This is a genomic window from Citrobacter sp. RHB25-C09 (assembly GCF_013836145.1).
Classification (GTDB): domain Bacteria; phylum Pseudomonadota; class Gammaproteobacteria; order Enterobacterales; family Enterobacteriaceae; genus Citrobacter_A.
This window is the reverse complement of record NZ_CP057483.1, coordinates 1,428,227-1,454,135: the sequence shown is the minus strand read 5'-3', so window position 1 is coordinate 1,454,135 and position 25,909 is coordinate 1,428,227. Positions and strand designations below refer to the sequence as shown.

The window sequence follows — 25,909 nt, the reverse complement described above, 5'->3', positions numbered from 1 at the left end:
GCTATTATTGCTTTTACTTAATAACGGCTTTCAGCGCTTCGCCGATATCGGCCAGGCTGCGGACAGTTTTCACGCCAGCGGCTTCCAGAGCAGCGAATTTCTCATCCGCAGTTCCTTTACCGCCCGCGATAATCGCCCCTGCGTGACCCATACGCTTGCCTTTCGGCGCGGTCACACCCGCGATATAGCCAACAACAGGCTTAGTCACGTGTTCTTTGATATACGCAGCCGCTTCTTCTTCTGCGCTACCGCCGATCTCACCGATCATCACGATCGCTTCGGTTTGCGGATCTTCCTGGAACAGCTTCAGGATGTCGATGAAGTTAGAGCCAGGGATCGGGTCACCGCCGATGCCAACACAGGTGGACTGGCCGAAACCATAATCCGTGGTCTGCTTAACCGCTTCATAGGTCAGAGTACCGGAGCGGGAAACAATGCCCACTTTGCCCGGTTTGTGAATGTGACCCGGCATGATGCCGATTTTACATTCGCCCGGGGTGATCACACCCGGGCAGTTCGGGCCGATCATGCGCACGCCAGCTTCATCCAGCTTCACCTTCACGGTCAGCATATCCAGCGTCGGGATACCTTCGGTGATGGTAATGATGAGTTTAATGCCCGCGTCGATCGCTTCCAGAATGGAGTCTTTGCAGAACGGTGCCGGAACGTAGATAACCGTGGCGGTTGCGCCCGTTGCTTCTACCGCTTCACGCACGGTATTGAACACCGGCAGGCCGAGGTGCGTGGTGCCACCTTTACCTGGCGTTACGCCGCCAACCATCTGCGTACCGTAAGCAATAGCCTGTTCAGAGTGGAACGTCCCCTGGCTACCGGTAAAACCCTGACAGATAACCTTGGTGTTTTTATCAATTAAAACGGACATTATTTCCCCTCCACTGCGGCAACAACCTGCTGAGCTGCATCCGTCAGACTTTTCGCTGCAATAATATTCAGGCCGCTATCAGCCAGTTTCTTCGCGCCGATTTCGGCGTTGTTGCCTTCCAGACGAACGACAACCGGGACGTTAACCCCCACTTCCGCTACCGCGCCGATGATACCGTCAGCGATCAGGTCGCAACGTACGATACCGCCGAAGATGTTAACCAGAACCGCTTTAACATTGTCGTCAGAGAGGATGATTTTGAACGCTTCGGTCACGCGCTCTTTGGTCGCACCGCCGCCAACGTCGAGGAAGTTAGCCGGTTCGCCGCCGTGCAGCTTAACGATGTCCATGGTACCCATCGCCAGGCCTGCGCCGTTAACCATGCAACCGATGTTACCGTCCAGCGCAACGTAGTTCAGTTCCCACTGTGCCGCCTGCGCTTCACGCGGGTCTTCCTGCGACTGGTCACGCATTTCGCGTAGATCCGGCTGGCGGAACAGTGCGTTGCCGTCAGCGCCCAGTTTACCGTCGAGGCAGATCAGATCGCCCTGCTTAGTAATCACCAGCGGGTTGATTTCGATCAGCGCCAGGTCGCGCTCAAGGAAGATGTTCGCCAGGCCCATGAAGATTTTGGTGAACTGCTGTACCAGTTTGCCTTCCAGACCCAATTTGAACGCCAGCTCACGTCCCTGATACGGCATCGGGCCGGTCAGCGGATCGAGCGCCACTTTGTGGATCAGGTGCGGGGTTTCTTCCGCCACTTTTTCAATTTCTACGCCGCCTTCGGTAGAGGCCATAAAGACCACGCGACGGGAGCTACGGTCAACGACCGCACCGAGATACAGTTCTTTGTCGATATCGGTCGCCGCTTCAACCAGTATCTGATTTACCGGCTGGCCGTTTGCGTCTGTCTGGTAGGTCACCAGGCGTTTGCCCAGCCAGTGTTCAGCAAAGGCGCGAATCTCTTCTTTGCTTTTTACGACCTTCACACCGCCCGCTTTACCACGGCCACCAGCGTGAACCTGACATTTTACTACCCACGGGCCCGCGCCGATTTTTGATGCGGCTTCTTCAGCTTCACGCGGAGTAGTACAGGCATAACCCACCGGCGCCGGTAAGCCATAGCGGGCAAAAAGTTGTTTTGCCTGGTATTCATGTAAGTTCATGTGTTCTGTCCATCCTTCAGGTAATCGTTATCTTTTAACCTGTAGGCCGGATAAGGCGTTTACGCCGCCATCTGGCAATAATGCACCGCCTGATGGCGACGCCTCGGCGTCTTTTCAGGCCTACAGGGCAGGTGATACTCTTGTTTACTACACGTCCAGCAGCAGACGCGTTGGATCTTCCAGCAGCTCTTTAATGGCTACCAGGAAGCCCACAGATTCGCGACCATCGATCAGGCGGTGATCGTAAGACAGCGCCAGGTACATCATCGGCAGGATTTCAACCTTGCCATCTACCGCCATCGGACGATCTTTGATGGCGTGCATGCCCAGAATTGCACTCTGCGGTGGGTTGATGATCGGAGTAGACATCAGGGAACCGAACACACCACCGTTAGTGATGGTGAAGTTACCACCGGTCAGGTCTTCCACGGTCAGCTTGCCGTCGCGGCCTTTCACAGCCAGCTCTTTAATTTTCTTCTCGATATCAGCCATGCCGAGGGTATCAACATCACGCAGAACCGGGGTCACCAGACCACGTGGCGTAGAAACCGCCATGCTGACGTCGAAGTAGTTGTGGTACACCACATCATCGCCGTCGATAGACGCGTTCACTTCCGGATAGCGTTTCAGCGCTTCAACCACAGCCTTCACGTAGAAGGACATGAAGCCCAGACGGATGCCGTGACGTTTTTCAAACGCTTCGCCGTACTGCTTACGCAGATCCATAATCGGCTTCATGTTGACTTCGTTGAACGTGGTCAGCATCGCGGTCGAGTTTTTCGCTTCCAGCAGACGCTCCGCAACGCGTTTGCGCAGGCGGGTCATCGGAACGCGTTTTTCGCTACGGGCGCCAAGCGCAGGTTGGGCAGCAGGTGCTGCCGCCGGGGCTTTAGACTCGGCTTTCGCCGGCGCTTTCGCCAGATGCTTATCAACATCTTCACGGGTGATACGACCACCCACGCCAGTGCCTTTAATGGCGCTGGCATCGAGGTTGTGCTCAGCCAACAGGCGACGGATCGCCGGGCTGAGTGCGTCGTTGTTTTGCTCTTCGAGAGACGCCTGCTGACGCTGCGCCGGGGTAGACGCTTTCTCTTCAGACTTAGCGCTGCTTTCTTTACCTGTACTGTTGCCTTCACGCAGGCGACCGAGGATCTGGCGCGAGGTCACGGTGGTGCCTTCGTCTTCCAGAACCGCATCCAGAATGCCGTCCGCTGATGCCGGTACTTCCAGTACCACTTTGTCAGTTTCGATTTCTACCAGCACCTCGTCACGAACAACCGCATCGCCCGGTTTTTTGTGCCAGGTGGCGACGGTCGCGTCCGCTACGGACTCAGGCAGGTCGGGAACAAGAATATCTACGCTACTCATTTTGTATCCTTTAATTAATCGACGTTCAGCGCGTCATTGACCAGATCTTGTTGCTGTTTCTGGTGAACGGACATATACCCTACCGCCGGAGAGGCGGAGGCCGGGCGACCTGCGTAACGCAGGGCAGACCCAAATGGAATCACTTCACGGAAATGATGCTGGCTGCAGTACCATGCGCCCTGGTTGAGCGGCTCTTCCTGGCACCAGACAAAATCATGTACGTGAGCATATTGTTTCAACACTTCCTGCATCGCCTGATGCGGGAACGGATACAGCTGCTCGATGCGCACAATGGCGACATCTTTCTGATTGTTCTTGCGACGCTGTTCCAGCAGGTCGTAATAAACCTTACCAGAACACATCACCACACGCTTCACGCCTTTCGGGTCGATATCATCAATCTCGCCGATGGCAGGCAAGAAGGCACCGTTCGCCAGTTCGTCCAGGCTGGACACGGCCAGCGGATGACGCAGCAGGGACTTCGGCGACATCACAACCAGCGGACGACGCATCCCGCGCAGCGCCTGACGACGCAGCATGTGGTAAACCTGTGCCGGGGTAGATGGCACGCAAACCTGCATGTTCTGCTCAGCGCAAAGTTGCAAATAACGTTCCAGACGCGCGGAGGAGTGCTCCGGCCCTTGCCCTTCGTAGCCGTGCGGCAGCAGCATGACCAGACCACACATGCGGCCCCATTTCTGCTCACCGGAGGAGATGAACTGGTCGATCACCACCTGCGCGCCGTTAGCGAAGTCACCAAACTGCGCTTCCCAGATGGTCAGGGTACGCGGCTCAGCGGTGGCGTAGCCGTATTCAAATGCCAAAACCGCTTCTTCAGACAGAACGGAGTCCCAGACTTTGAACTGGCCCTGACCGTTATGAACATGCTGCAGCGGAGTGTAAGTCGAACCGTTAGTCTGGTTATGGATCACCGCATGACGGTGGAAGAAGGTCCCACGTCCGGCATCTTCACCGGACAAACGTACCGGAATACCTTCGTCAACGAGGGTGGCGTAGGCCAGCGTTTCCGCCCCGCCCCAGTCGAACAGCTTCTCACCCGCGGCCATCGCCTGGCGGTCACCGTAGATCTTGGCGACGCGAGACTGCATCTCAACGGCTTCAGGCACGGTACTGATGCGTTTCGCCAGTTCCTGCAGGCGCTTCATTTCAACCTGATTCGGGTATTTTTCATCCCATTCATGGTTGAGGTACGGAGACCAGGTGAAAGAGTGCAGGTTCATCGGACGCCATTCTTTCACTACGCATTCGCCTGCATCCAGGGCATCACGATAAAGATTGACCATTTCGGTGGCATCTTCCAGCGTGGCGACCTTGTCTGCTTCCAGCTTATCAGCATAGATTTTGCGTGGCGTCGGGTGTTTTTTGATTTTCTGATACATCAGCGGCTGGGTTGCACTCGGCTCATCCGCTTCGTTGTGGCCGTGACGGCGGTAGCAGAAGAGGTCGATGAACACATCACGCTTAAAGGTGTTACGGAAGTCCAGCGCCAGGCGGGTCACGAAAGCAACGGCTTCCGGGTCATCCGCGTTCACGTGGAAGATCGGTGCCTGAACCATTTTACCGATGTCGGTGCAGTACGGAGTGGAACGCGCATCCAGCGGGTTAGAGGTGGTGAAGCCCACCTGGTTATTGATCACGATGCGAACGGTACCGCCCACTTCGTAACCCCGCGCTTTCGACATGTTCAGGGTTTCCTGCACCACGCCCTGCCCGGTTACTGCGGCGTCACCGTGAATGGTGATCGGCAGTACTTTGTTGCTGCTTGGCTCGTCCAGACGATCCAGACGCGCACGCACTGAACCGATAACCACTGGGCTTACGATTTCCAGGTGCGACGGGTTAAACGCCAGCGCCAGGTGAACCAGACCGCCTTCGGTTTCGATATCGGAAGAGAAGCCCATGTGGTACTTCACGTCACCGGTGCCAAGGTGTTCTTTATGTTTGCCCGCAAATTCGTCGAACAGATCCTGCGGTTTTTTACCCAACACGTTAATCAGCACGTTCAAACGACCACGGTGCGCCATGCCCAGCACCACTTCACGGGTGCCGCTATTGCCAGCGTGGCGGATCATCTCTTTGAGCATCGGGATTAACGCATCGCCGCCTTCCAGCGAGAAGCGCTTCGCACCAGGGAACTTCGCGCCCAGGTAGCGTTCCAGACCTTCAGCTGCCGTCAGTTCGCTGAGGAAGCGTTTCTTCTCGTCACTGCTAAAGGCTGCACGACCGGATTCAAGACGCTGTTGCAGCCAGCGTTTTTCTTCCGTACTGGTGATGTGCATATACTCGGCGCCAATCGGGCCGCAGTACGTTTGTTTGAGCGCTTCCAGCAGCTCACCCAGCTTCATCGTGTCTTTGCCGCCGGCAAAAGACCCTACGTTAAAGCTTTCCTGGAAGTCGGCCTCCGTCAGATCGTGAAACGAAGGATCCAGGTCTGCCACATTTTCTTGTTTCCACAGTCCCAGCGGATCGAGATTCGCATGCTGGTGACCACGGAAGCGATAAGCGTTAATGAGCTGCAGGACTTTAACCTGCTTCGCGTTGGTGTCAGGGTCGGAAATGGCAGCAGAGTAACGTGAAGCGTCTTTCGCCAGACGACGGAAATAGTCCCGCGTTTTTGAATGGAATTGATCCGGTTTGACTCCCGTGCCAGGTAACTGCTGGAACGTCGAACGCCAGTTAGCGTCAACCGAGTCAGGATCGGTTAAGAAGTCTTCATAGAGCTGTTCTATCCAGCTCTGGTTTGCGCCAGAGAGGTAAGAAGAGTCCAACCAGGCTTTCAAAGCGCTGTTCTGCATCGTGATCCCTTAAGCATTTTTATGCTTACTTCGCCGTGGATACTACCACGCACAGTTAAGTGCGTGCCGGGGTTCACCTGCGAGCTCTTGTTGGCCCGCGAAGGAACCTTTAGAAACTGTCTAAATAATCTGGCAGTTTTTAAAGGTTTCTGCACTTTGCCCGGTGGCGCTACGCTTACCGGGCCTACTATTACGTAGGCCGGATAAGCGCAGCGTCATCCGGCAACAACAACTATGACTTACGCACTGCGTTGCAACAGCATCGACTTAATATGGCCGATGGCGCGCGTCGGGTTCAGCCCCTTAGGACAAACACTGACGCAGTTCATGATGCTGTGACAGCGGAATACGCTGAATGCATCACTCATTCCTTCCAGGCGGCTGTCGGTTTCTGTATCACGGCTGTCGATCAGGAAGCGGTACGCCGCCAATAGACCCGCCGGACCGATAAACTTATCCGGGTTCCACCAGAAAGATGGGCAAGACGTTGAGCAGCATGCGCACAGAATGCATTCATACAGCCCATCGAGTTTTTCACGCTGCTCAGGCATCTGTAAGTGCTCACGAGCAGGAGGATTTTGCCCATTATTCAACAAGTAAGGCTTAATCTTCTCATATTGTGCGTAGAATTGCCCCATGTCTACCACCAAATCACGGACAACCGGCAGGCCAGGCAGCGGACGGATAACAATTTTCTTTCCTGGCTGATTCAGCGCAGAAATGGGTGTAATGCAGGCCAGACCGTTTTTGCCGTTCATGTTCAGACCGTCTGAACCGCACACGCCTTCACGACAGGAGCGACGGAAAGAGAGCGTCGGGTCCTTCTCTTTCAGCTGGATCAGTGCATCCAGCAGCATCATATCGCGACCTTCTTCGCCTTCCAGCGTGTAGTCTTGCATACGCGGAGCGTCGTCTACGTCCGGGTTATAGCGATAAATAGAAAATTCGAGTTTCATTGTCCTGTCTCCGCATTAATAAGTACGAATCTTCGGCGGGAACGCCGGACGCAGTTTCGGTTCCATGTTGACCTCACGGCGGGTCATGGATTCCGTCTCTGGCAGATACAGGGAATGGCACAGCCAGTTTTCATCATCACGCTCCGGGTAGTCGAAGCGGCTATGCGCGCCACGGCTTTCGGTACGGAAGTTGGCAGATACAGCCGTTGCGTAGGCCGTTTCCATCAGGTTATCCAGCTCCAGGCACTCAACGCGCTGGGTGTTGAACTCGCTGGAGGTGTCATCCAGACGGGCATTTTTCAGACGCTCGCGGATCGCTTTCAGTTGTTCAAGCCCTTTCGCCATCGCATCCCCTTCACGGAACACCGAGAAGTTGTGCTGCATACATTCCTGCAACGCTTTGCGAATCACTACCGGATCTTCGCCATCACGGTTGTTATTCCAGCGATTCAGACGCGCCAGAGAAGCATCAACCTCTTCCTCTGTGGCATCACGCAGTGCGCCCTGCTCTGCGATGGATTCTTGCAGATGCAGACCCGCCGCACGACCGAACACCACCAGGTCCAGCAGCGAGTTACCGCCCAGACGGTTAGCGCCGTGAACCGATACGCAGGCGATTTCACCTACCGCGAACAGTCCAGGAATCACCACATCTTCACCTTGCGCGTTAACGGTCAGCGCCTGGCCGGTCACTTTGGTCGGAATACCGCCCATCATATAGTGACAGGTTGGGATAACCGGAATCGGCTCTTTCACCGGGTCGACGTGGGCAAAGGTACGAGACAGCTCAAGGATGCCCGGCAGACGGGATTCCAGCACCTCTTTACCCAGATGGTCAAGTTTCAGTTTCGCATGCGGTCCCCACGGGCCGTCGCAGCCGCGACCTTCACGGATTTCGATCATGATGGAACGCGCCACCACGTCACGACCCGCCAGGTCTTTCGCATTCGGGGCGTAACGCTCCATAAAGCGCTCGCCGTGTTTGTTCAGCAAGTAACCGCCTTCACCACGGCAACCTTCGGTGACCAGTACGCCCGCACCGGCGATACCGGTTGGGTGGAACTGCCACATTTCCATATCCTGCACCGGCACCCCGGCGCGAATCGCCATGCCAACGCCATCACCGGTATTGATATGGGCGTTAGTGGTGGACTGGTAGATACGGCCTGCACCGCCGGTCGCCAGCACGGTCGCACGTGCTTTGAAGTAGACCACTTCACCGGTTTCGATGCACAGTGCGGTACAACCGACCACCGCGCCATCGGCATTTTTTACCAGATCCAGCGCATACCACTCAGAGAAGATCGTGGTGTGGTTTTTCAGGTTCTGCTGATACAGCGTGTGCAACAGCGCATGACCCGTACGGTCAGCCGCCGCTGCGGTACGTGCCGCCTGCTCGCCGCCAAAGTTTTTCGACTGGCCGCCGAACGGGCGCTGGTAGATGCGACCATCGTCAAGACGGGAGAACGGTAAACCCATGTGTTCCAGCTCCAGAATCGCTTCCGGACCGGTTTTACACATATATTCGATCGCGTCCTGGTCACCAATGTAGTCCGACCCTTTTACGGTGTCGTACATGTGCCATTCCCAGTTATCTTCATGGGTATTACCGAGCGCAACGGTGATGCCACCCTGCGCAGAGACGGTATGGGAACGGGTTGGAAAGACTTTAGACAGCAGCGCACAGGTCTGGCCGCTCTGGGAAATTTGCAGCGCCGCACGCATACCTGCGCCGCCTGCGCCAATGACAACAGCATCAAATTCTCTAACTGGCAGTTTCATTACACACCCCACACCACAACAAATCCATAAATGACGTAAACCACCAGCGCAACAACAATAGCCAGCTGCAGCCCTAAGCGCACGGCCAGCGGTTTAACGTAGTCGGTCAACACCTGCCACATGCCGATCCAGGCATGAATCAAGATAGAGAAAAGCGCCAGCAGGGTGAACACTTTGGTGAATGCCGATGAGAAGAAACCGGTCCAGACTTCCCAGGTCAGGTCGCCGCTCGTGGCGAAGAACCCCACCATATAGATGATGTATAACGTCAGAACGATAGCGGTAGCACGGACGAGGATGAAGTCATGTACGCCATTGCGTCCTAATGCGGAGGCGTTGCTTACCATACGAGGACTCCTGCGAGAATTGAGAGCACGACAGTGATTACAAAAGAGATTTTGGCAGAGCGTTGACCCGCTTCGAATGTTTCTTCCAGATGGCCAAAATCCATCATCATGTGACGAACGCCGCCGACCACGTGATACGCCAGCGCGGTGAGGATGCCCCACATAATGAATTTAACAAAGAAGCTACCCATGATGGCGGATGCCTGCTGGAATCCTTCAGGGGAGGAGAGGCTGGTTCCCAGTAACCACAACAGGATCCCGACCGCCACAAAGGTGATCACTCCGGAAACGCGATGGAGAATGGACGCTATCGCCGTGATTGGGAACCGGATCGTTTGCAGATCCAGATTGACAGGTCTTTGTTTTTTCACATTTCTTATCATGAATAACGCCCACATGCTGTTCTTATTATTCCCTTTAGACTTCCGGCACAGAACGTAACGCCCTTGTGGCCTTCAAGACGATGGGATTCCTTCCTCCGGTCTGCTTGCGGGTCAGACAGCGTCCTTTCTATAACTACGCGTCATGTAAAACACTGCTTCCAGTTGCTAAAACGACACGCTACAACGCTGGGTGGCTCGGGATTGCAGGGTATTCCGGAGACCTGGCGGCAGTATAGGACGTTCACAAAATCATTACAATTAACCTACATATAGTTTGTCGGGTTTTATCCCGAACAGTGACACAGGTCACGATAACAACATTTATTTAAATTTTAATCATCTGATTTGACAAACATTAAACAAAATTGTTACAAACGACACCAGAAAAAGCATATAATGCGCAAAAGTTATGGGGTCACGATTTAAACTGCAATTTACTTATGTAACACCAGTAAATTATTGACCGATCCCACCAGTACAGTTAATAGTGATAGACAGATTGAATAATACGGATTGCTAAGTTGTTGATTTGTTGTTAATTCACCATAAATTAACCGATTTACCTGCAAGCGCCCATTGCTCTGTACCCTGGTTTTCTCCTCTCTCGCAGAGCGGCGAGCCGAATAACAAACTGGTAACGGTTGATCGTATGTGTACACAACATCATTCGCGCTGCATTAAGGCGGCAAGCGAGGAAAACGACAGGCGCATAGATCACTATGTGATTGCTGTTTCTGAGCGTAGCCAACAAAAAAGCAGCGTGAAAGATGACGTGTAGAAAGCAAGTCTGACTTCCGGCAGTCTTAAGCAATATGGCGCTAAGGAGACCGTAAATGGCTGATACAAAAGCAAAGCTCACCATAAATGGTGACGCCGCTATTGAGCTGGATGTGCTGAAAGGTACACTGGGTCAAGATGTTATTGATATTCGTAGCCTGGGCTCAAAGGGGATGTTCACTTTTGACCCTGGTTTCACCTCTACTGCATCCTGCGAGTCCAAAATTACCTTTATTGATGGTGATGAGGGGATTTTGTTGCACCGCGGCTTCCCTATCGATCAGTTAGCGACCGAGTCTAACTATCTGGAAGTATGCTACATCCTGCTGTACGGTGAAAAACCGACGCAGGCAGAGTACGACGAGTTCAGAACGACTGTTACCCGCCATACGATGATCCATGAGCAAATCACGCGTCTGTTCCACGCTTTCCGTCGCGATTCACATCCAATGGCGGTGATGTGTGGGATTACCGGTGCGCTCGCCGCGTTCTATCACGACTCTCTGGATGTTAACAATCCGCGCCACCGTGAAATCGCGGCCTTCCGCCTGCTGTCCAAAATGCCGACCATGGCGGCAATGTGTTACAAATATTCTATCGGCCAGCCATTTGTTTACCCACGTAACGACCTCTCCTATGCGGGTAACTTCCTGCGTATGATGTTCTCCACGCCGTGTGAAGAATATGTCGTCAACCCGGTACTTGAACGCGCCATGGATCGTATTCTGATCCTGCATGCTGACCACGAACAGAACGCCTCAACGTCTACCGTCCGTACCGCAGGTTCTTCCGGCGCGAATCCGTTCGCCTGTATCGCTGCGGGTATCGCCTCCCTGTGGGGACCGGCGCACGGCGGCGCAAACGAAGCGGCGCTGAAGATGCTGGAAGAGATCAGCTCCGTTGAACACATTCCTGAATTCGTGCGTCGCGCGAAAGACAAGAATGACTCCTTCCGTCTGATGGGCTTCGGTCACCGTGTTTACAAAAACTATGACCCGCGCGCGACCGTGATGCGTGAAACCTGTCATGAAGTGCTGAAAGAGCTGGGTACGAAAGATGACCTGCTGGAAGTGGCGATGGAGCTTGAACACATCGCGCTGAACGACCCGTACTTCATCGAGAAGAAACTCTACCCGAACGTTGACTTCTACTCCGGTATCATCCTGAAAGCGATGGGTATTCCTTCTTCCATGTTCACCGTGATCTTCGCCATGGCCCGTACAGTTGGCTGGATTGCACACTGGAACGAAATGCACACCGACGGCATGAAAATCGCCCGTCCTCGTCAGCTCTACACTGGCTACGATAAGCGCGATTATAAGTCAGATATTAAGCGTTAACCTTCCAGGCCACCGGTTCAACCCGGTGGCTTTTTTAACCGCTAAAATCCTGCAGCAAATATTTATATTTTATATAACACCTTCTCCAAAATCCAAATCATCCAATATATATCCCCTTCTGTTTTTAAAGGAAACAATTTCCGCATAGCACCCATTGCTAATATGTTATTTGGCCTAAAAACTCACAAAGTATTTAATCCGTGACAATAAAAAACCACGGAAAGGCCAGATTGCATGGGTGACATTATTTACCTGAGAGTACACGGTGAGAAACAGGGTGACATTTCGGCGAAATGCGGCACCACCGAATCTACGGGTAACCGCTGGCAGAGGAGGCATGAAGATGAGATATTTGCCTTCTCATTGCAAAATGCGGTAACTAATAGTGGAAAGGGTATTAATACACAAACACTCTCATTCCAAAAATTAATAGATAAAAGCACACCGCTATTTTGTAATGCAATTACTAATAATGAAAGATTGTTTATTGAATTCAACTTCTGGCGGATAAACAGAACAGGGGGATGGGAATGTTATTATTATATACAACTAAAGAATGCTTCAGTAAAAAGCATTGACACAAGTTTTATTCTCAATGCACTGGATACCGAAGATATTTCCGTATCGTATGAATATATTCTCTGCAAACATCTTATCGCCAATACTGAGTTCGACCACCTGGCATTTCCTGCTGATTATAACCACTTGTTTGCACCGCAGCGTTCGCAACCCCTCATCCCGCCGGAGCCCGTTGTTGCGAAGGCCATAAAGTCGCCATCTCCCCCACCCGCTGTTACGCCAGTCTATGCCAAGTCGTGCCTGAAAGCGAAAGGCTGTACCGACGCCGGGCGTTACGAAGAACCGGCGGAAAACTTCGGTCAGATGACGATATTTACGCAGGCTGATGAATGTTGTGGATATGCAGAAAACGCGCAAGCTTCAGTCGCACCGCTAATGTTAGGCGGCATGATGCAGCAGATCTGGGGGGAATGGTCGCTCTATGGCGTGCTCGGAGCTTCAAGGGGGATCCCCTACATTGGTGCGCTGGCATCTGCTTTGTATATCCCATCAGCCGGAGAAGGCAGCGCTCGCGTTCCCGGGCGTGATGAGTTCTGGTACGAAGAGGTGCTTCGGCAAAAAGCGCTGACCGGCGCGACTGCGACAACTCGAGTCCGTTTTTTCTGGCGCAACGACATTGACGGTAAACCCCAGGTTTATGGCGTTCATACCGGAGAAGGGACGCCATATGAAAGTGTTCGCGTCGCCCAGATGATATGGAACACCGACAACCATCGCTATGAATTTACACCAGCACAGAGTGTCGACGGTCCGCTGATTACCTGGACGCCAAATAATCCACAAACCGACACTAGCTCCAGCCATACGGGAAATAACGTCCCTGCCTTTGATCAAGCAACCATTCTGGTTACGCCCATCCCGGAGGACAAGGATACATATACTACCCCACCATTTCCGATACCCGATATTGCCGATTTTAACGATTACATTCTGGTCTTCCCTCAAGGTTCTGGAATTAAGCCGATCTATGTTTATCTGAAAACTGCCCGTGACGAACCGGGTACGGCTACTGGATTTGGTGAAGTGATACCAGAAGAAGGATGTTGGCTGGAAGCTGCCAGTTCCGGGCCTGGCGCGCCGATTCCCGCACAGGTAGCCGATAAATTGAGAGGGAGAACCTTTCGCAACTTTGACCATTTCAGAGAAGAGTTCTGGTTGGCGGTTTCACAATGCCCTGAGTTGATGTCACAGTTTAGTGATTCAAATCAGTTTCATATCCTTAATGGTAACGCACCATTTTGCATTCCTTCTGAACAGACAGGCGGAAGGCAACGGTTTGAAATTCATCATCTGAATTATATCCGTGAAGGCGGCGAGGTCTATGACATGGACACTATGCGTATCAACACGGTAAAAAATCATATTAAAATTCACTTAAATAACTAGCGAGGCTTATATGGAACTTAAACAGCGAATTGAAGATTACACCGAATCTGAATTCATAGAATTTCTTACCGAATTTTTCAAAAACATTCACAACCTAAAAGGTAAGGAGCTTGAATCTCACATTGATTCGTTAGTCGCTCACTTCGATAAAATCGTGCACCATCCGGAAGGTAATGGTTTACTTTTTTACCCCCCGGAGGACAGAGAGGATAGTCCAGAAGGCATTATTAAAGAAATTAAAAGATGGCGTAAATCCCAGGGACTCCCACTCTTTAAAGACGCAGATGAATCCTGATTACAAACGTCACCCAGCTTAGTCAGCATTAACAATATGCGCCAGTGGCAGGAAACACACTCAAGGATAATCAAATGACAATAATTATTACCGCCCAAGCTCAACTCACCGTGGGTCAAGCACAGGTGATAGAAAGCCTGGCACCTGAAGGCAATTTCATTACCGTGTTTGAAGACGATGGGAAAACCGGCTACTTCTATGCCCTTGATGAGTCAGTTGAAGGCAACCCGATCAAGGACGCTCTTCATATCTACAATGTTGAGGACGTGTCCGACGGTCATATTCCTTCTGATGTTAAAATTGGCTGGTCTGAGGACAGTAAAAAAAGTGTCCTTTTGATTAACGGTTATCCGCATGGCGTATTTAATTTTACGACAAAAAATGGTTACTGCCGGAGCGGTTTCCCGCCGCCGATCAACGAGGAATGGTCAATTGCAGGGCACGAATGGGATAACGTCGTGGATGATTTTTTCCGCTGAGGTCTTGCTCGCCTGCATGTATCAGTTCAGTGGCTATCGTTACCCGGTACCTGTTATCTGGCACAGTGAGCCCCTTTTTATTGATGCCAGATAGTTTTTCTGTCGTCATTTTTCTCTATGCTGTATCGATACAATCGATGAGATACGTTATGGGGGCATGGAATGCCAGTGTTGCGGTGGGGCCTGTTATTTTTACTGTCGCTCCTACTTTCCTTACTCTTTCTCTGCATTCATCTTCCGGCCGCTCTCCTGCTTGGCCCGATGATCGCAGGTATTCTACTTAGCTTGCGCGGTTTCACCCTGCAACTTCCTCGCCCTGCCTTTCTCGGCGCTCAGGCCATTCTTGGCTGTATGATTGCGCAAAACCTCTCGAGTTCCTTACTGACAACCCTTGCCGCTAACTGGCCGGTGGTGCTGGCTATTCTGCTGGTCACCCTGTTCTCCAGTACGGTGGTAGGCTGGCTGTTGGTGCGCTATAGCTCGCTGCCAGGAAATACCGGCGCATGGGGCTCGTCTCCGGGCGGCGCGGCGGCGATGGTAGCCATGGCGCAGGACTATGGTGCCGATATCCGTCTGGTCGCTTTTATGCAGTATTTGCGGGTGCTGTTTGTCGCCGGCGCGGCAGTATTAGTGACGCGGCTTGTATTGGGTGACACCGCAGAAGCCGTCGCACAGCAAATTGAATGGTTTCCGCCGCTGAGCGTTAACTTACTGGGAACGCTGCTGCTCGCCGCGGTCGCCTGTTTCGCCGGTCGAATGTTGCGCATTCCCTCAGGCAATTTGCTGGTCCCCATGCTGGCGGGTGCATTGCTACAGGCCGGCGGCATGGTTGTTATTGAACTGCCAGAATGGCTACTGGCGATGGCCTATATGGCGATTGGCTGGCAAATCGGGCTGGGTTTCGATAAGAAAGTGTTTTTTATGGCGATGCGTCCATTGCCGCAGATCCTGCTGTCTATTTTCGCCCTGTTGGCGATATGCGGGGCGATGGCCTGGGGACTCGCCCGTTATATGCATATTGATTTTTTAACCGCCTATCTGGCGACCAGCCCTGGCGGGCTGGATACCGTGGCGGTGATTGCTGCAGGCAGCCACGCGGATATGGCGCTGGTGATGGCTATGCAAACCCTGCGGCTGTTCAGCATTTTGCTAACCGGCCCGGCCATCGCCCGGTTTATTTCCGCGTATGCGCCCCGACGTAGTCAGCGACGGTAGGCCAGAAAGGCGACGCTGTCATCCAACTATGATTTCTGACACCCAGGACACCAGTAAAACGGACGCGAGGAGAGCGTGCTTTTCTCGATACGCCCACCACAACGCTCGCAAAGTTCGCCGTCGCGGTGGAAAACCTTAAAGCGAAACAGTGCCCCGTGGTGTTTATTCTCATCGACCTGACCACGCGTGGTATAGGAGAGACGCGGGATATCCAGCAGCGCATGCGATAATGCATGCAGCTGCGAGTCGCTAAGATCCCGCGCCTTATGATTACCCGTTAACCCGACCTGCCAGAGAATCTCAACGCGCAGATAATTTCCCAGTCCTGCCAGAAACGCCTGGTCTAACAGCAGGCCAGAAAACTGTCGGTTGCGAAACCGCGGCGAAAGCAAACGCGTTTTAACGGTTTCAGCCGTCAGGCTCGGATCCAGCACATCTGGTCCAACCCGTTGCAGGAACGGATGGGCGGCAAGCTGTTCCGGGGTCAGCATTTCAATATCCGACGCGCTGTAAAGCAATATGGCCTTTTCAGCCGTTTGCAGCCTGACGCGTAGCACCCGCGTCGTTTGCGGCGTCTCGTCACTGTCCACCACCCGCCAGACGCCATAAAGCTGGTTATGGCTGTAGAGCGTAAGCCCATTCGAAAAGTGAGTGAGCAGCGCTTTGCCGCGCGTTTCCATCCCGGTGACGCGCTGACCAATCAGTTGCGACGCAAAGGGTTGTAACTGCGTAAAGGCAAACCAGACGTCAGTCAGTGGTTTGCCTTTGATCGCCGCCTCCAGGGTATCCGCCGCGCGGCGGATCTCCGGGCCTTCAGGCATGGTGCTGTCCTTATGTTGTGAATGTTAGTGCGTGGCGCCGCCGGTTACCGCAATGTCGTTATCAACCTGCAATGCCGTGGTAATCGCCACTTCCAGGGCCAGATGTACCGTTTCCGCCGCCATGCTGGGTGCTCCCGGATGCGCAGCCGCCTGTTGCGGCAGATAAGGGATATGAATAAAGCCCCCTTTCACTTCCGAAAAACCGCGCAGTTTATGCAGCAAACCGTACATCACGTGATTACAGACAAACGTCCCCGCTGTTTGCGACACGGAAGCCGGAACGCCTGCTTCACGCATGGCTGCAACCATCGCTTTAATCGGCAACGTGCTAAACCAGGCCGCGGGGCCATCCGCCACGATGGGCTTATCCACCGGCTGGTTGCCCTTGTTATCCGGAATACGCGCGTCGTCGACATTAATCGCCACACGTTCGACGGTGATATCCGTGCGCCCACCCGCCTGACCGACAGCCAGCACCAGAGAGGGTGACAGCGTATCAATAGCCGAATTCAGCACGGTGAGAGATTCACCAAAAACGCACGGCAACTGGCGCGCCACCACGCGACACCCGGCAATTATCGCATTGTCGAGACCGCGAACCACTTCCCAGGAAGGGTTAAGCTGTTCACCGCCAAAGGGTTCAAACCCGGTAATTAAGACCGTTTTCATCCTTCCTCCTTACAGGAACATCAGGAAATACATCAGGAACACGTTGACCAGCAGCAACAGCACGCCGGTCGGCACCTGGGCTTTGATCACCGCGTTTTTATCCGGCAGTTCCAATAGCGCGGCGGGTACGATGTTAAAGTTAGCCGCCATTGGCGTCATCAGTGTTCCGCAGTAACCAGAGAACATCCCGATTGCCGCCATCACCGCCGGGTTCCCGCCATGCTGGAGCACCAGAATCGGAATACCAATGCCGGCCGTTACGATCGGGAAGGCAGCAAACGCATTGCCCATCACCATCGTCAGCAGCGCCATACCAATGGTGTACACCGCCACCGCGATAAAGCGACTGTCTACGGCGAGGTATTCCTGGGTGAGATACGAAATACCACTGCCTACGCCCGCAGCGGTAAACAGCAGACCAAGCGTGGCGAGGATCTGCGGCAGAATAAACGCCCAACCGATCGAATCGAGTAAGCGACGCGCTTCCTGGATCGGCTGATGAACCTTCTCATGCGTCATCTTTATCGCCATTCCCAGGCCGATCAGCGAACCGGCAGTCATAGAAAATAATGTGACAAGCGTGGCGTGATTGCCCGGTCCAAACAGTGCGGTCTGTAAGCCCGGAATATGGTTAAACATCAGCACGCCAATTACCGTCACCACCGGGATCGCCAGCGCCGGGAAAAACAACCGATTCCCCAGACGGGTGGCGCTTTCTTCGCGCTGCTGCTGCGTGCGCTGGTGGTAGCTGCCTAACTTCACGCCGCCGAAACCGGCGATCAGCGCCATCAACACCACCGCGACGCCGACGGCAATATTCACCGCATGTTTATCGCCGGCCAGCTGATACGTCCAGTCACCGAGCAGAAACAACAGGCCGTACACGCCCCAGAACAGTCCGGTCGTCAGCCGACGCGGGTTGGCTTTATCGCGCCAGGACATAATGGCAACAATCAGCAAAATAATGCCCGCCAGCCAGTAGAGATAGCTTTGCTGAAAATTCATTGCGCTTCTCCTTTAGGGCCAACAGTGACACCAGCTTTGCTCATTTCGCGTTGCAGATAGTTGTCCAGACGCCACAGGCGTGTACCGTGGATCAGGAAGGCGCAAATGGCTGTGGGGATCCCCCACATGGCTATGTGCAACGGCTCGGTCTGGATACCGCTCGACTCCAGCATAAAGTTGTGCATAAAGATAATCGCCCCGAACGCAACGAAAATATCTTCACCAAAGAAGAGTCCCACGTTGTCGGTTGCTGCAGACATCGCCCGCAGACGGTATCGCACCGCGCCGGGTAATTCGCCGTATTGTTTCTCGGCGGCCCCTTCAGCCATTGGCGCTAAAAGCGGACGAACCATCTGCGGATGCCCGCCCAGACTGGTTAGCCCGAGCGCAGCAGTGGCTTCACGAATGAAAAGATAGACAATCAGCAGGCGACCCGAGGTAGCGCTGCGAATTTTAGCAATCCACGTCTGGGCGCGTTCCTTCAGACCATGCCGCTCCAGTAGGCCGATAACCGCCAGCGGGATCAGCAGGATAAACGGCAGGTTGCGAGTGTTGAGAAAACCTTCGCCCAGCTTTTCGAGGATCGTGGCGATCGGCATCTGCGCAGCGAGTCCGGTGACGATCCCGGCGACAATAACCACCAGCACCGGGTTAAAGCGTAAAACAAAACCAACCACAATGACGGCGATGCCCATCAGTGGCCAGAGAGTAATTGCATCTCCCATACTCATTCCTTTATGTGTTGTTTCGTTGTGGTGTTTTATACGCGCAGCCCCTCTCTGGAGGCTGCGTCAGTTCTCTTATGCAACTATTGCGATATTGCGTTCGGCAAAGGCCGCGCGTAAGCGACGGGCGAAGGCGAGTGCGTGCTCGCCGTCGCCGTGAAGACAGACCGTCTGGGCCACAACGCTGGCCCACTCACCGGAGAGACTTTTAACCCGTCCCGTTTCGACCATCCCCAGCGTCTGTGCCAGTGACTGTTCTTCATCTTCAATCATTGCCCCTGGCTGGTTACGTGGAACAAGACTGCCATCAGCCAGATATCCACGATCGGCAAACACTTCCTGTCGTGTGCTGAGGCCATAATGTTCCCCGGCGCGAATAAGTTCACTTCCAGCCAGCCCCACCAGAATCAGATGCGGATCGCAGGCATGAACCGCCTTCGCAATGGCATCAGCCAGTTGTGGATCTTTCGCAGCCTGGTTGTACAACATACCGTGTGGTTTAACGTGACGCATGACGCCCCCTTCCGCTTTGGCGATCGCCGCCAGCGCGCCAATTTGATACAGCGTTTGGGCGTAAACCGTCTCAGGCGGTAAAGTCATTGCCGTGCGGCCAAAATTATCCCGATCCGGAAAACTCGGGTGCGCGCCAATAGCGACACCATTCTTCAGCGCTTCACGTACGCTCGCCAACATGGTTTGCGCATCGCCCGCATGAAATCCGCAGGCGATATTGGCCGAAGTCACCAGTTTTAACAGCTCGGCATCACTTGCGCACCCTTCTCCGAGGTCCGCATTCAGATCAATTTTCATCGTTGAGTCGCCATGTGAGTTGTTCCAGATAGCGCCGTTGGTCCTGGCGCGCCTTCAGCGCTTCCTCCAGCGAACATTGAACAAAGTGGATGGGTTGACCGAGCGGGATCTGCGCCAGATGGTACATATCCGCCTCGATGATGCAGGCGATTCGCGGGTAGCCGCCGGTGGTCTGGGCATCGTTCATTAATACTATTGGCTGACCGTTGTGCGGCACCTGAATCACGCCTGGCAACAGACCGTGCGACACCAGTTCGCGGTCTGTCGTCCGCTTCAGTGACAGCCCTTGTAAACGGTAGCCCATCCGGTTACTTTGCGGACTGAGATGCCACGGCGAGCGCCAGAAAGCGTCCTGCGATACCGTATCAAACTCGTGGTATTCCGGCCCCGGCAGCGCCCGGATACGATTCCCCCACAATAACTGTTTTACGCCTTGTGCACCGAGAAACTGGCGCTGCGGTTGGCCTATATTCAGGCGATCGCCATCCTTAAGCAACCGACCTTCCAGCCCACCAATGCCGACTTTCAGATCGGTGCTGCATGAGCCCATTACTTCCGGCACATCAATGGCGCCAGCCACGGCGAGGTAACTGCGCATCCCATGTTGCGGACGTTTGAGCGTCAGACGCTGCCCCGCTTTCATCGGCAGTCGCCAGCCTGTCCAGACCAGATGCCCATCCAGTTGAGCTTCACAGCTTGCCCCCGTCAGGGCGAACCAGCCGTCGCGTTCAAATTCGATAACCGCCTGCCCGAGCGTGATTTCCAGCACTGGCGCATTAGCATCATTTCCCACCAGCAGGTTGGCAATTTGCATCGCGGGTTTATCCAGCGCCCCGCAGTGGCTGACGCCTGACTGACGAAAACCGTGACGACCGCCATCCTGGACACTGGTATACATGCCCGCGCGAATAATCTTTAACATACCCCCTCCTTCTGCGGGATAAAGCGAACGCTATCGCCCGGGCGCAACAAGACGGGTTCTTCGTGTGTGGGGTCAAAGAGTTTCTGCGGGGTATGTCCGATTAACTGCCAGCCTCCCGGCGTTGCCAGCGGATAGATACCGGTTTGCGGTCCGCCAATGCCGACGGAACCGGCGGGAACTAACAGACGCGGCTCCGCACGTCTGGGTGTATGCAGCTGTTCAGGCAAGCTGCCAAGGTAGGGAAAACCTGGCTGAAAACCTAAAAACCAGACCACGTAATCGACCGATGAATGCAGTTCAACCACCTGCCTTTCGCTCAGGCCGCTGTGGCGGGCAACCTCTTGCAGATCGGGTCCCCCTTTGCCACCGTAGACCACCGGGATTTCGATAGCGCGCGAGTCAGGCTCAAACGCTTCACTCTCTTCCCACCAGCGCTGCAAGCGTTCAATAGCATCCAGCGCCAGCGCTTGCGGCTCGCGGAGGATCACCGTGATATTGTTCATTCCTGGAATGGCCTCTACCACATTCGGCATGTCGACCAGACGCTGCGTCAGCCGCCAGATGCGTTTCTGGCTTGCCAGCGTTACGGGGGGGTCAAGCTCCAGCACCACCGCCGTTTCACCTAACAGATAACAACGCGCTCGTTGCACTTGTCTTCCTCTATATTCAGTCTGGCTCATGCAGGGTTTGGAATATCAATAAAGGTCACGTCTAAATCGGTGTTTTCATTCAGCCATTCGCTTAATGCGCGAATGCCGCCGCGCTCGGTGGCATGGTGACCGGCGGCGTAAAAATGTAATTCCTGCTCACGGGCGGAATGAATCGTTTGTTCGGAAACTTCACCTGTAATAAAAGCATCTACGCCAAATTGGGCGGCGCTGTCGATAAAGCTTTGACCACCGCCGGTACACCAGGCCACGCGCTTGACGGTGTCAGGGCCCGTATCGCCGCACCACAGCGGTTTGCGCCCCAGACGCGCTTCGATCCACGACGCCAGTTCCAGCCCCGGTACTGGCATCGCCAGTTCTCCCCAGGGAACCAGAGGCTCAATTTCGCCCATCATGGTAATGCCCAACAGAGCAGCAAGTTGCGCGTTATTACCCAACTGCGGGTGCGCGTCCAGCGGCAGGTGCCAGCCGTAGAGGTTAATATCATTGGCCAACAACGTTTTCAGACGCTGACGCTTCATCCCGCGGATGACCGGGGATTCCCCCTTCCAGAAATAGCCATGATGCACAATGACCGCATCTGCCTGCAAACGAACGGCCTCGTCCAGCAGCGCCTGGCAGGCAGTCACGCCGGTCACGATTTTTTGCACCGTCTCTTTGCCTTCAACCTGCAAGCCATTGGGCGCATAGTCGCTAATCGCGGCGCTGTTCAGCTTCTCGTTGATCAGTTGTTCCAGTTCGGTGTTTTTCATCATCGATCCCTTGTCTCGTTTATGTTGGCACTACGTTAAAATAGCGTCATGATCCCGGTTCGTCGATAGTCGAGTGGATTTCAGATGAATGAAGACATTGGCAGGCGTGTGGGGTTCGTGCTGGCACCTTTGTTATCGCGTCTGGCCAGCACGCTTAGCTTAGTGATGTGGCGCTAACAACTCTTCCTCGCTGAGTCCCGTCACCAGAGCGATCATCGCGCGATCGATTCCCTGCGCTTGCATGGTTTGAGCAATACGCAGCGCCGCCTCGTGCTGCCCTTCTTGTTTACCCTGTTGTAATCCTTGTTGTAATCCTTGCTCTAATCCTTCCTGTAACCCCTGGCTATGCCCTTCCTGTCGTAATCGTTCCGCGATTGTCATCAACTTCTCCTTATGTTGGGGTATTCGTCGCGTTATCTCGCGCAAAAATTCGTTAAAGCGCACGTCATCACCGGACTGCAAAATGTAATTAAACATCACCTGCAATTGTCTGTCATTAGCGCATCCCGTAAGTAACACGGCAGTCAGCTGTTCCACCAGCCCCATCAGATCCCGCTGGCGAATATGTTTTTGCATAAGCTCCAGCAGCGCGATGCGTCGATGTTGAACGATCTCATCGTCCGGTACCACCGTGATATCCACCAACGGGAATGCCGAGGCGTAAAGCTGGCGTGCTGTAACCGGGTCGTTGAATTCATCCAGCCAACAAAGAGAAAACGGATAGGGGCTGCGAGTGCCATGATAAAACAGCATAGGGATCACCAGCGGCAACATTTTGTGTCCGGCATCCAGGTGCCGTTGCATCGCAGCCATCGCGTAGCGCATCAAGCGAAACGCCATATGCGCGTCAGCCGTGCTTTGGTGCTCAATAACGACATAAATATAGCCATCGCCTTCCTTTGTATTCAGTGACCAGAGCACATCGGAATAGCGGGAGCGTAAGTTGTCCTCAATAAAGCTCCCCGATTCCAGCTTAAGGGTGCTCAGGTCACATATTCCCCGTAGCGTCGCAGGTAAATGAATATCCAGAAAGTCGCGAGCAGTTTCAGGGTAACTTAAAAAGTGCTTAAACACTGCATCATGCGGCGTTGAAGTGGTTGATGTCATGATGGCGGTCCGTCGTCAGCGAAATTAGATGCCGAGACTTTACGCACTGGACCGCGTTTTGTGCATTCATAACAAATCAACAATGCGAGAGTGTTTCAGAGGAGAATTCGCGGGGGATGCAATAGTTACATTATGCTGGAAAATGGTTCGCAAAATGCCCGGTGCCGTCTAAAGGGCGAGCCGTGCCTACCCCTATCCGTAGGCCGGATAAGACGCAACGCGTCGACATCCGGCATTTCGCACCAGGCTATGTGACATCCCCTTTACGCGCCGCCTCATAGGCAGCAAGGGTAGCGAGTCTTGCCTGCGCGTGATCGACTATCGGCTGCGGGTAGTCAAGCTCCACGCCCTCTTTATGCGCCCATTTCCACGGCTGGTGAATGGCTTTGCCGGGAATATCGCGCAGTTCAGGAAGCCACTGACGAATAAACTCACCGTCGCGGTCGAATTTTTCCCCCTGCGTCGTGGGATTAAAGATGCGGAAATAGGGCGCAGCGTCCGTTCCTGTTGAGGCCGCCCACTGCCAGCCACCGTTGTTGGCAGCAAGATCGCCATCAATCAGTTGCGACATAAAATAGCGTTCACCTTTGCGCCAGTCGATGAGGAGATCTTTCACTAAAAAGCTGGCCGTAATCATCCGCAGACGGTTATGCATCCAGCCAGTCGCATTTAGCTGACGCATCGCCGCATCCACGATGGGATAGCCCGTTTTCCCCTCCTGCCATGCCTGTAAATTCGCCGCACTATCGTCCCAGCGCACGCGTTCGGTCCAACGAATAAATGGCCGGTGTTTGCAAAGCCCTGGGTGGTAGGTCATCAGATGGCGGTAAAATTCTCGCCAGATCAGTTCATTCAGCCAGACGCTGCCTGGGCCGCCGTCCAGCGCCAGCGGTTGCTCCGCGAGCAGACGATGCAAACACTGGCGTGGTGAAATCCCTCCCGTCGCCAGGCTGGCCGATAAACGGCTGGTTCCTTCAACGGCGGGGAAGTCGCGCTGCTGCTCATATTCGCCCGCCCCCTGTTGGCAAAACTGACGCAGTCGGGCAATCACGCTTTTTTCTTCGACGGGGAACAGGGAGGCATCAAATTCCTGACAAGGATAATGAAACACAATCTCCGGTAAAGAGAGCGGCATGCCTGCATTCTCACGCGGTTTCGGTGCGGCGAGGCACTCCGGCATCCCCTCTTTCAGTCGCTTCAGCCACGCATTTTTGAACGGCGTAAAAACTTTGTACATCTCGTGATTTCCGGTCATCACTGAACCCGGCGGCAAAATCACACTGTCGTCGAAACCTTCACACACCACATTTTCAAGCGTTCTTTCCACCGCCAGATCCCGTGCGCGCTCATTGACTTCATACTGATAGTTGTAAAAAAGATGGCTCACGTTCTGTTTTTCGCACACCGCTTTCACCGTTTTGATCGACGCCGCGAAGTCATCAACCTCCTCAAACAGCAGCGGAATGCCTTTTTCCGCCAGCGCGTGTTGTAAGGCATTTAACTGGGCCCGAAGAAAGGCGGCTTGACGCGGTGACATCGTGTGCTTCGCCCACTGTTCCGGCGTGGAGATAAATAACGCCAGAACGCGCGCGTCGCGGTTCCGGCAGGCGGCAGCAAGAGCCAGGTTATCATGCAGACGCAAATCGCAGCGAAACCAAACCAGATGGGTGGACATAACACTCCCGAATAACAGAACTCAACTCCCGTAGCGCAGACGAAGGGCTTCCGGCCAGGGATCAAAATAGCGTTGCCCGGAGAGATACGCATCCGGATATTCCGCCATATAGTGTTTGAGGAGCGTGACAGGCGCAAGCAACGGTTGCGTGGCGCGCCGGTAGCCATCGATAAGGGTCGTTAACTCTTGCCGTTGCCGGGCGTTGAGTTGTTTACGGAAATAGCCCTGAATATGCATGAGGACATTGGTGTGGTTACGTCGCGTCGCATGATGTGACATAAGCTGCATCAGGCGTTGACGGTATTCAACGAAAAACGCATCGAGACTTTCCCATTCATGGATGAGGGCGACAAAGCGCCCCAGCGTGCGGTATTCAGGTTGAGAATGGGCTAACAGCAGCAGCTTGTAACGGCTGTGATAGTCAATCAGCGCGCCGCGCGTCAGACCTTGCTGGCGGATCCCGTTAAGTTCATGCAGGGCATAGATCCGTTCAACAAAATTTTCCCGAATTTGCGGATCGTGGAGCCGGCCATCCTCTTCGACGGGAAGCCACGGATAACGCGCCATCAACACTGAGGTATAAATGCCCCGCCCGGATTTACGGTTGTTTTTCCTTTCCGCATCATACACACGCACGCGCTCCATGCCGCAACTGGGGGATTTTGCACAGACGATATAACCGCAGAGGTGTTCGAAGCGACTAACGCATCGATCGCTAAAGTCCGTCATCGCTTGCGTCAGGTCGCCTTCGCGCTTATCGCTAAAACGTAGCGCTATCTGACCATCCGTTTTCACCAGACGCAGCGCAGGACGTGGCACCGGTAACCCAATCGCCATTTCCGGGCAGACCGGTTCAAACTGGACCCACGGCGACAGCTCTTCTACCGCAAAGGTCAGGCGTTTATGTCCACCGTCAAAGCGAACCGCCTCCCCTAACAAACAAGCACTGATGCCAACAGGGATTTTCTCGCTCATGACAACTC

Annotated in this window: 24 protein-coding genes; 5 read left to right on the top strand and 19 right to left on the bottom strand. The window is 54.0% G+C overall.

The window, feature by feature from the left end; genetic code table 11:
• Positions 1-13: 13 nt before the first annotated feature.
• The 8 genes from sucD to sdhC form a co-directional block, all read right to left on the bottom strand.
• Entirely contained in the window at positions 14-883 is an 870-nt protein-coding gene (gene sucD, locus HVY19_RS06745) for a succinate--CoA ligase subunit alpha (protein WP_181683571.1), read from the bottom strand.
• A complete protein-coding gene (gene sucC / locus HVY19_RS06740) occupies positions 883-2,049 on the bottom strand; it encodes an ADP-forming succinate--CoA ligase subunit beta (protein ID WP_181683570.1) in 1,167 nt (388 codons plus the stop codon). The genes sucD and sucC overlap by 1 nt, the downstream gene beginning before the upstream one ends.
• 147 nt (positions 2,050-2,196) lie before the next feature.
• Positions 2,197-3,417: a 2-oxoglutarate dehydrogenase complex dihydrolipoyllysine-residue succinyltransferase gene (gene odhB / locus HVY19_RS06735; protein WP_181683569.1), complete on the bottom strand. Its 1,221-nt coding sequence runs from the start codon at positions 3,415-3,417 to the stop codon at positions 2,197-2,199.
• A 14-nt stretch (positions 3,418-3,431) separates the two neighbouring features.
• Positions 3,432-6,233: a 2-oxoglutarate dehydrogenase E1 component gene (sucA, locus tag HVY19_RS06730; protein WP_181683568.1), complete on the bottom strand. Its 2,802-nt coding sequence runs from the start codon at positions 6,231-6,233 to the stop codon at positions 3,432-3,434.
• Between the two features lie 239 nt (positions 6,234-6,472).
• A complete protein-coding gene (gene sdhB / locus HVY19_RS06725) occupies positions 6,473-7,189 on the bottom strand; it encodes a succinate dehydrogenase iron-sulfur subunit SdhB (protein WP_181683567.1) in 717 nt (238 codons plus the stop codon).
• A 15-nt stretch (positions 7,190-7,204) separates the two neighbouring features.
• The gene (gene sdhA / locus HVY19_RS06720) at positions 7,205-8,971 is read right to left on the bottom strand and encodes a succinate dehydrogenase flavoprotein subunit (protein WP_181683566.1); all 1,767 of its coding nucleotides are present in this window, start codon (positions 8,969-8,971) and stop codon (positions 7,205-7,207) included.
• The gene (sdhD, locus tag HVY19_RS06715; RefSeq protein WP_042285355.1) at positions 8,971-9,318 is read right to left on the bottom strand and encodes a succinate dehydrogenase membrane anchor subunit; all 348 of its coding nucleotides are present in this window, start codon (positions 9,316-9,318) and stop codon (positions 8,971-8,973) included. The genes sdhA and sdhD overlap by 1 nt, the downstream gene beginning before the upstream one ends.
• Positions 9,312-9,716 carry a succinate dehydrogenase cytochrome b556 subunit gene (gene sdhC, locus HVY19_RS06710; protein ID WP_181683565.1) on the bottom strand — a complete coding sequence of 135 codons (405 nt, stop codon included), beginning with the start codon at positions 9,714-9,716 and terminating at the stop codon, positions 9,312-9,314. Before sdhC ends, sdhD begins: the two co-directional genes overlap by 7 nt.
• Before the next feature lie 818 nt (positions 9,717-10,534).
• Here sdhC and HVY19_RS06705 point away from each other — a divergent pair.
• From HVY19_RS06705 to HVY19_RS06685, 5 genes are all read left to right on the top strand, one after another.
• Positions 10,535-11,818: a citrate synthase gene (locus tag HVY19_RS06705; protein ID WP_181683564.1), complete on the top strand. Its 1,284-nt coding sequence runs from the start codon at positions 10,535-10,537 to the stop codon at positions 11,816-11,818.
• 234 nt (positions 11,819-12,052) lie between these two features.
• A complete protein-coding gene (tssD, locus tag HVY19_RS06700) occupies positions 12,053-13,783 on the top strand; it encodes a type VI secretion system tube protein TssD (RefSeq protein ID WP_181683563.1) in 1,731 nt (576 codons plus the stop codon).
• Between the two features lie 10 nt (positions 13,784-13,793).
• Positions 13,794-14,078, top strand: coding sequence for a bacteriocin immunity protein (locus tag HVY19_RS06695; protein WP_181683562.1), 285 nt, complete (start codon positions 13,794-13,796; stop codon positions 14,076-14,078).
• Positions 14,079-14,152: 74 nt separating this feature from the next.
• Entirely contained in the window at positions 14,153-14,557 is a 405-nt protein-coding gene (locus HVY19_RS06690) for a DUF2251 domain-containing protein (RefSeq protein WP_181683561.1), read from the top strand.
• A gap of 162 nt (positions 14,558-14,719) precedes the next feature.
• Positions 14,720-15,772: an AbrB family transcriptional regulator gene (locus tag HVY19_RS06685; protein WP_181683560.1), complete on the top strand. Its 1,053-nt coding sequence runs from the start codon at positions 14,720-14,722 to the stop codon at positions 15,770-15,772.
• Between the two features lie 26 nt (positions 15,773-15,798).
• Here HVY19_RS06685 and nei read toward each other — a convergent pair whose 3' ends face one another.
• From nei to HVY19_RS06630, 11 genes are all read right to left on the bottom strand, one after another.
• Entirely contained in the window at positions 15,799-16,593 is a 795-nt protein-coding gene (gene nei, locus HVY19_RS06680) for an endonuclease VIII (RefSeq protein ID WP_181683559.1), read from the bottom strand.
• 24 nt (positions 16,594-16,617) lie between these two features.
• The gene (gene pcp / locus HVY19_RS06675) at positions 16,618-17,262 is read right to left on the bottom strand and encodes a pyroglutamyl-peptidase I (RefSeq protein ID WP_181683558.1); all 645 of its coding nucleotides are present in this window, start codon (positions 17,260-17,262) and stop codon (positions 16,618-16,620) included.
• A gap of 9 nt (positions 17,263-17,271) precedes the next feature.
• The gene (locus HVY19_RS06670) at positions 17,272-18,267 is read right to left on the bottom strand and encodes a DUF979 domain-containing protein (RefSeq protein ID WP_181683557.1); all 996 of its coding nucleotides are present in this window, start codon (positions 18,265-18,267) and stop codon (positions 17,272-17,274) included.
• Positions 18,264-18,992: a DUF969 domain-containing protein gene (locus tag HVY19_RS06665; protein WP_181683556.1), complete on the bottom strand. Its 729-nt coding sequence runs from the start codon at positions 18,990-18,992 to the stop codon at positions 18,264-18,266. The genes HVY19_RS06670 and HVY19_RS06665 overlap by 4 nt, the downstream gene beginning before the upstream one ends.
• A gap of 75 nt (positions 18,993-19,067) precedes the next feature.
• On the bottom strand, positions 19,068-19,802 hold the full coding sequence (gene pxpA / locus HVY19_RS06660) for a 5-oxoprolinase subunit PxpA (protein ID WP_181683555.1): 735 nt from the start codon (positions 19,800-19,802) through the stop codon (positions 19,068-19,070).
• A complete protein-coding gene (gene pxpC / locus HVY19_RS06655) occupies positions 19,792-20,724 on the bottom strand; it encodes a 5-oxoprolinase subunit PxpC (protein WP_181683554.1) in 933 nt (310 codons plus the stop codon). Before pxpC ends, pxpA begins: the two co-directional genes overlap by 11 nt.
• Positions 20,718-21,374, bottom strand: coding sequence for a 5-oxoprolinase subunit PxpB (gene pxpB / locus HVY19_RS06650; protein WP_181683553.1), 657 nt, complete (start codon positions 21,372-21,374; stop codon positions 20,718-20,720). Before pxpB ends, pxpC begins: the two co-directional genes overlap by 7 nt.
• 26 nt (positions 21,375-21,400) lie before the next feature.
• Positions 21,401-22,144, bottom strand: a complete 744-nt coding sequence (ybgI, locus tag HVY19_RS06645) for a radiation resistance protein YbgI (protein WP_181684230.1) — start codon at positions 22,142-22,144, stop codon at positions 21,401-21,403.
• A 159-nt stretch (positions 22,145-22,303) separates the two neighbouring features.
• The gene (locus HVY19_RS06640; protein WP_181683552.1) at positions 22,304-23,251 is read right to left on the bottom strand and encodes an Rpn family recombination-promoting nuclease/putative transposase; all 948 of its coding nucleotides are present in this window, start codon (positions 23,249-23,251) and stop codon (positions 22,304-22,306) included.
• Positions 23,252-23,498: 247 nt separating this feature from the next.
• Positions 23,499-24,926 (bottom strand): deoxyribodipyrimidine photo-lyase, encoded by a 1,428-nt coding sequence (gene phrB / locus HVY19_RS06635; RefSeq protein WP_181683551.1) that lies wholly within the window; start codon positions 24,924-24,926, stop codon positions 23,499-23,501.
• Positions 24,927-24,947: 21 nt separating this feature from the next.
• Positions 24,948-25,901, bottom strand: a complete 954-nt coding sequence (locus tag HVY19_RS06630; RefSeq protein ID WP_181683550.1) for a 2-thiouracil desulfurase family protein — start codon at positions 25,899-25,901, stop codon at positions 24,948-24,950.
• Positions 25,902-25,909 lie beyond the last annotated feature (8 nt).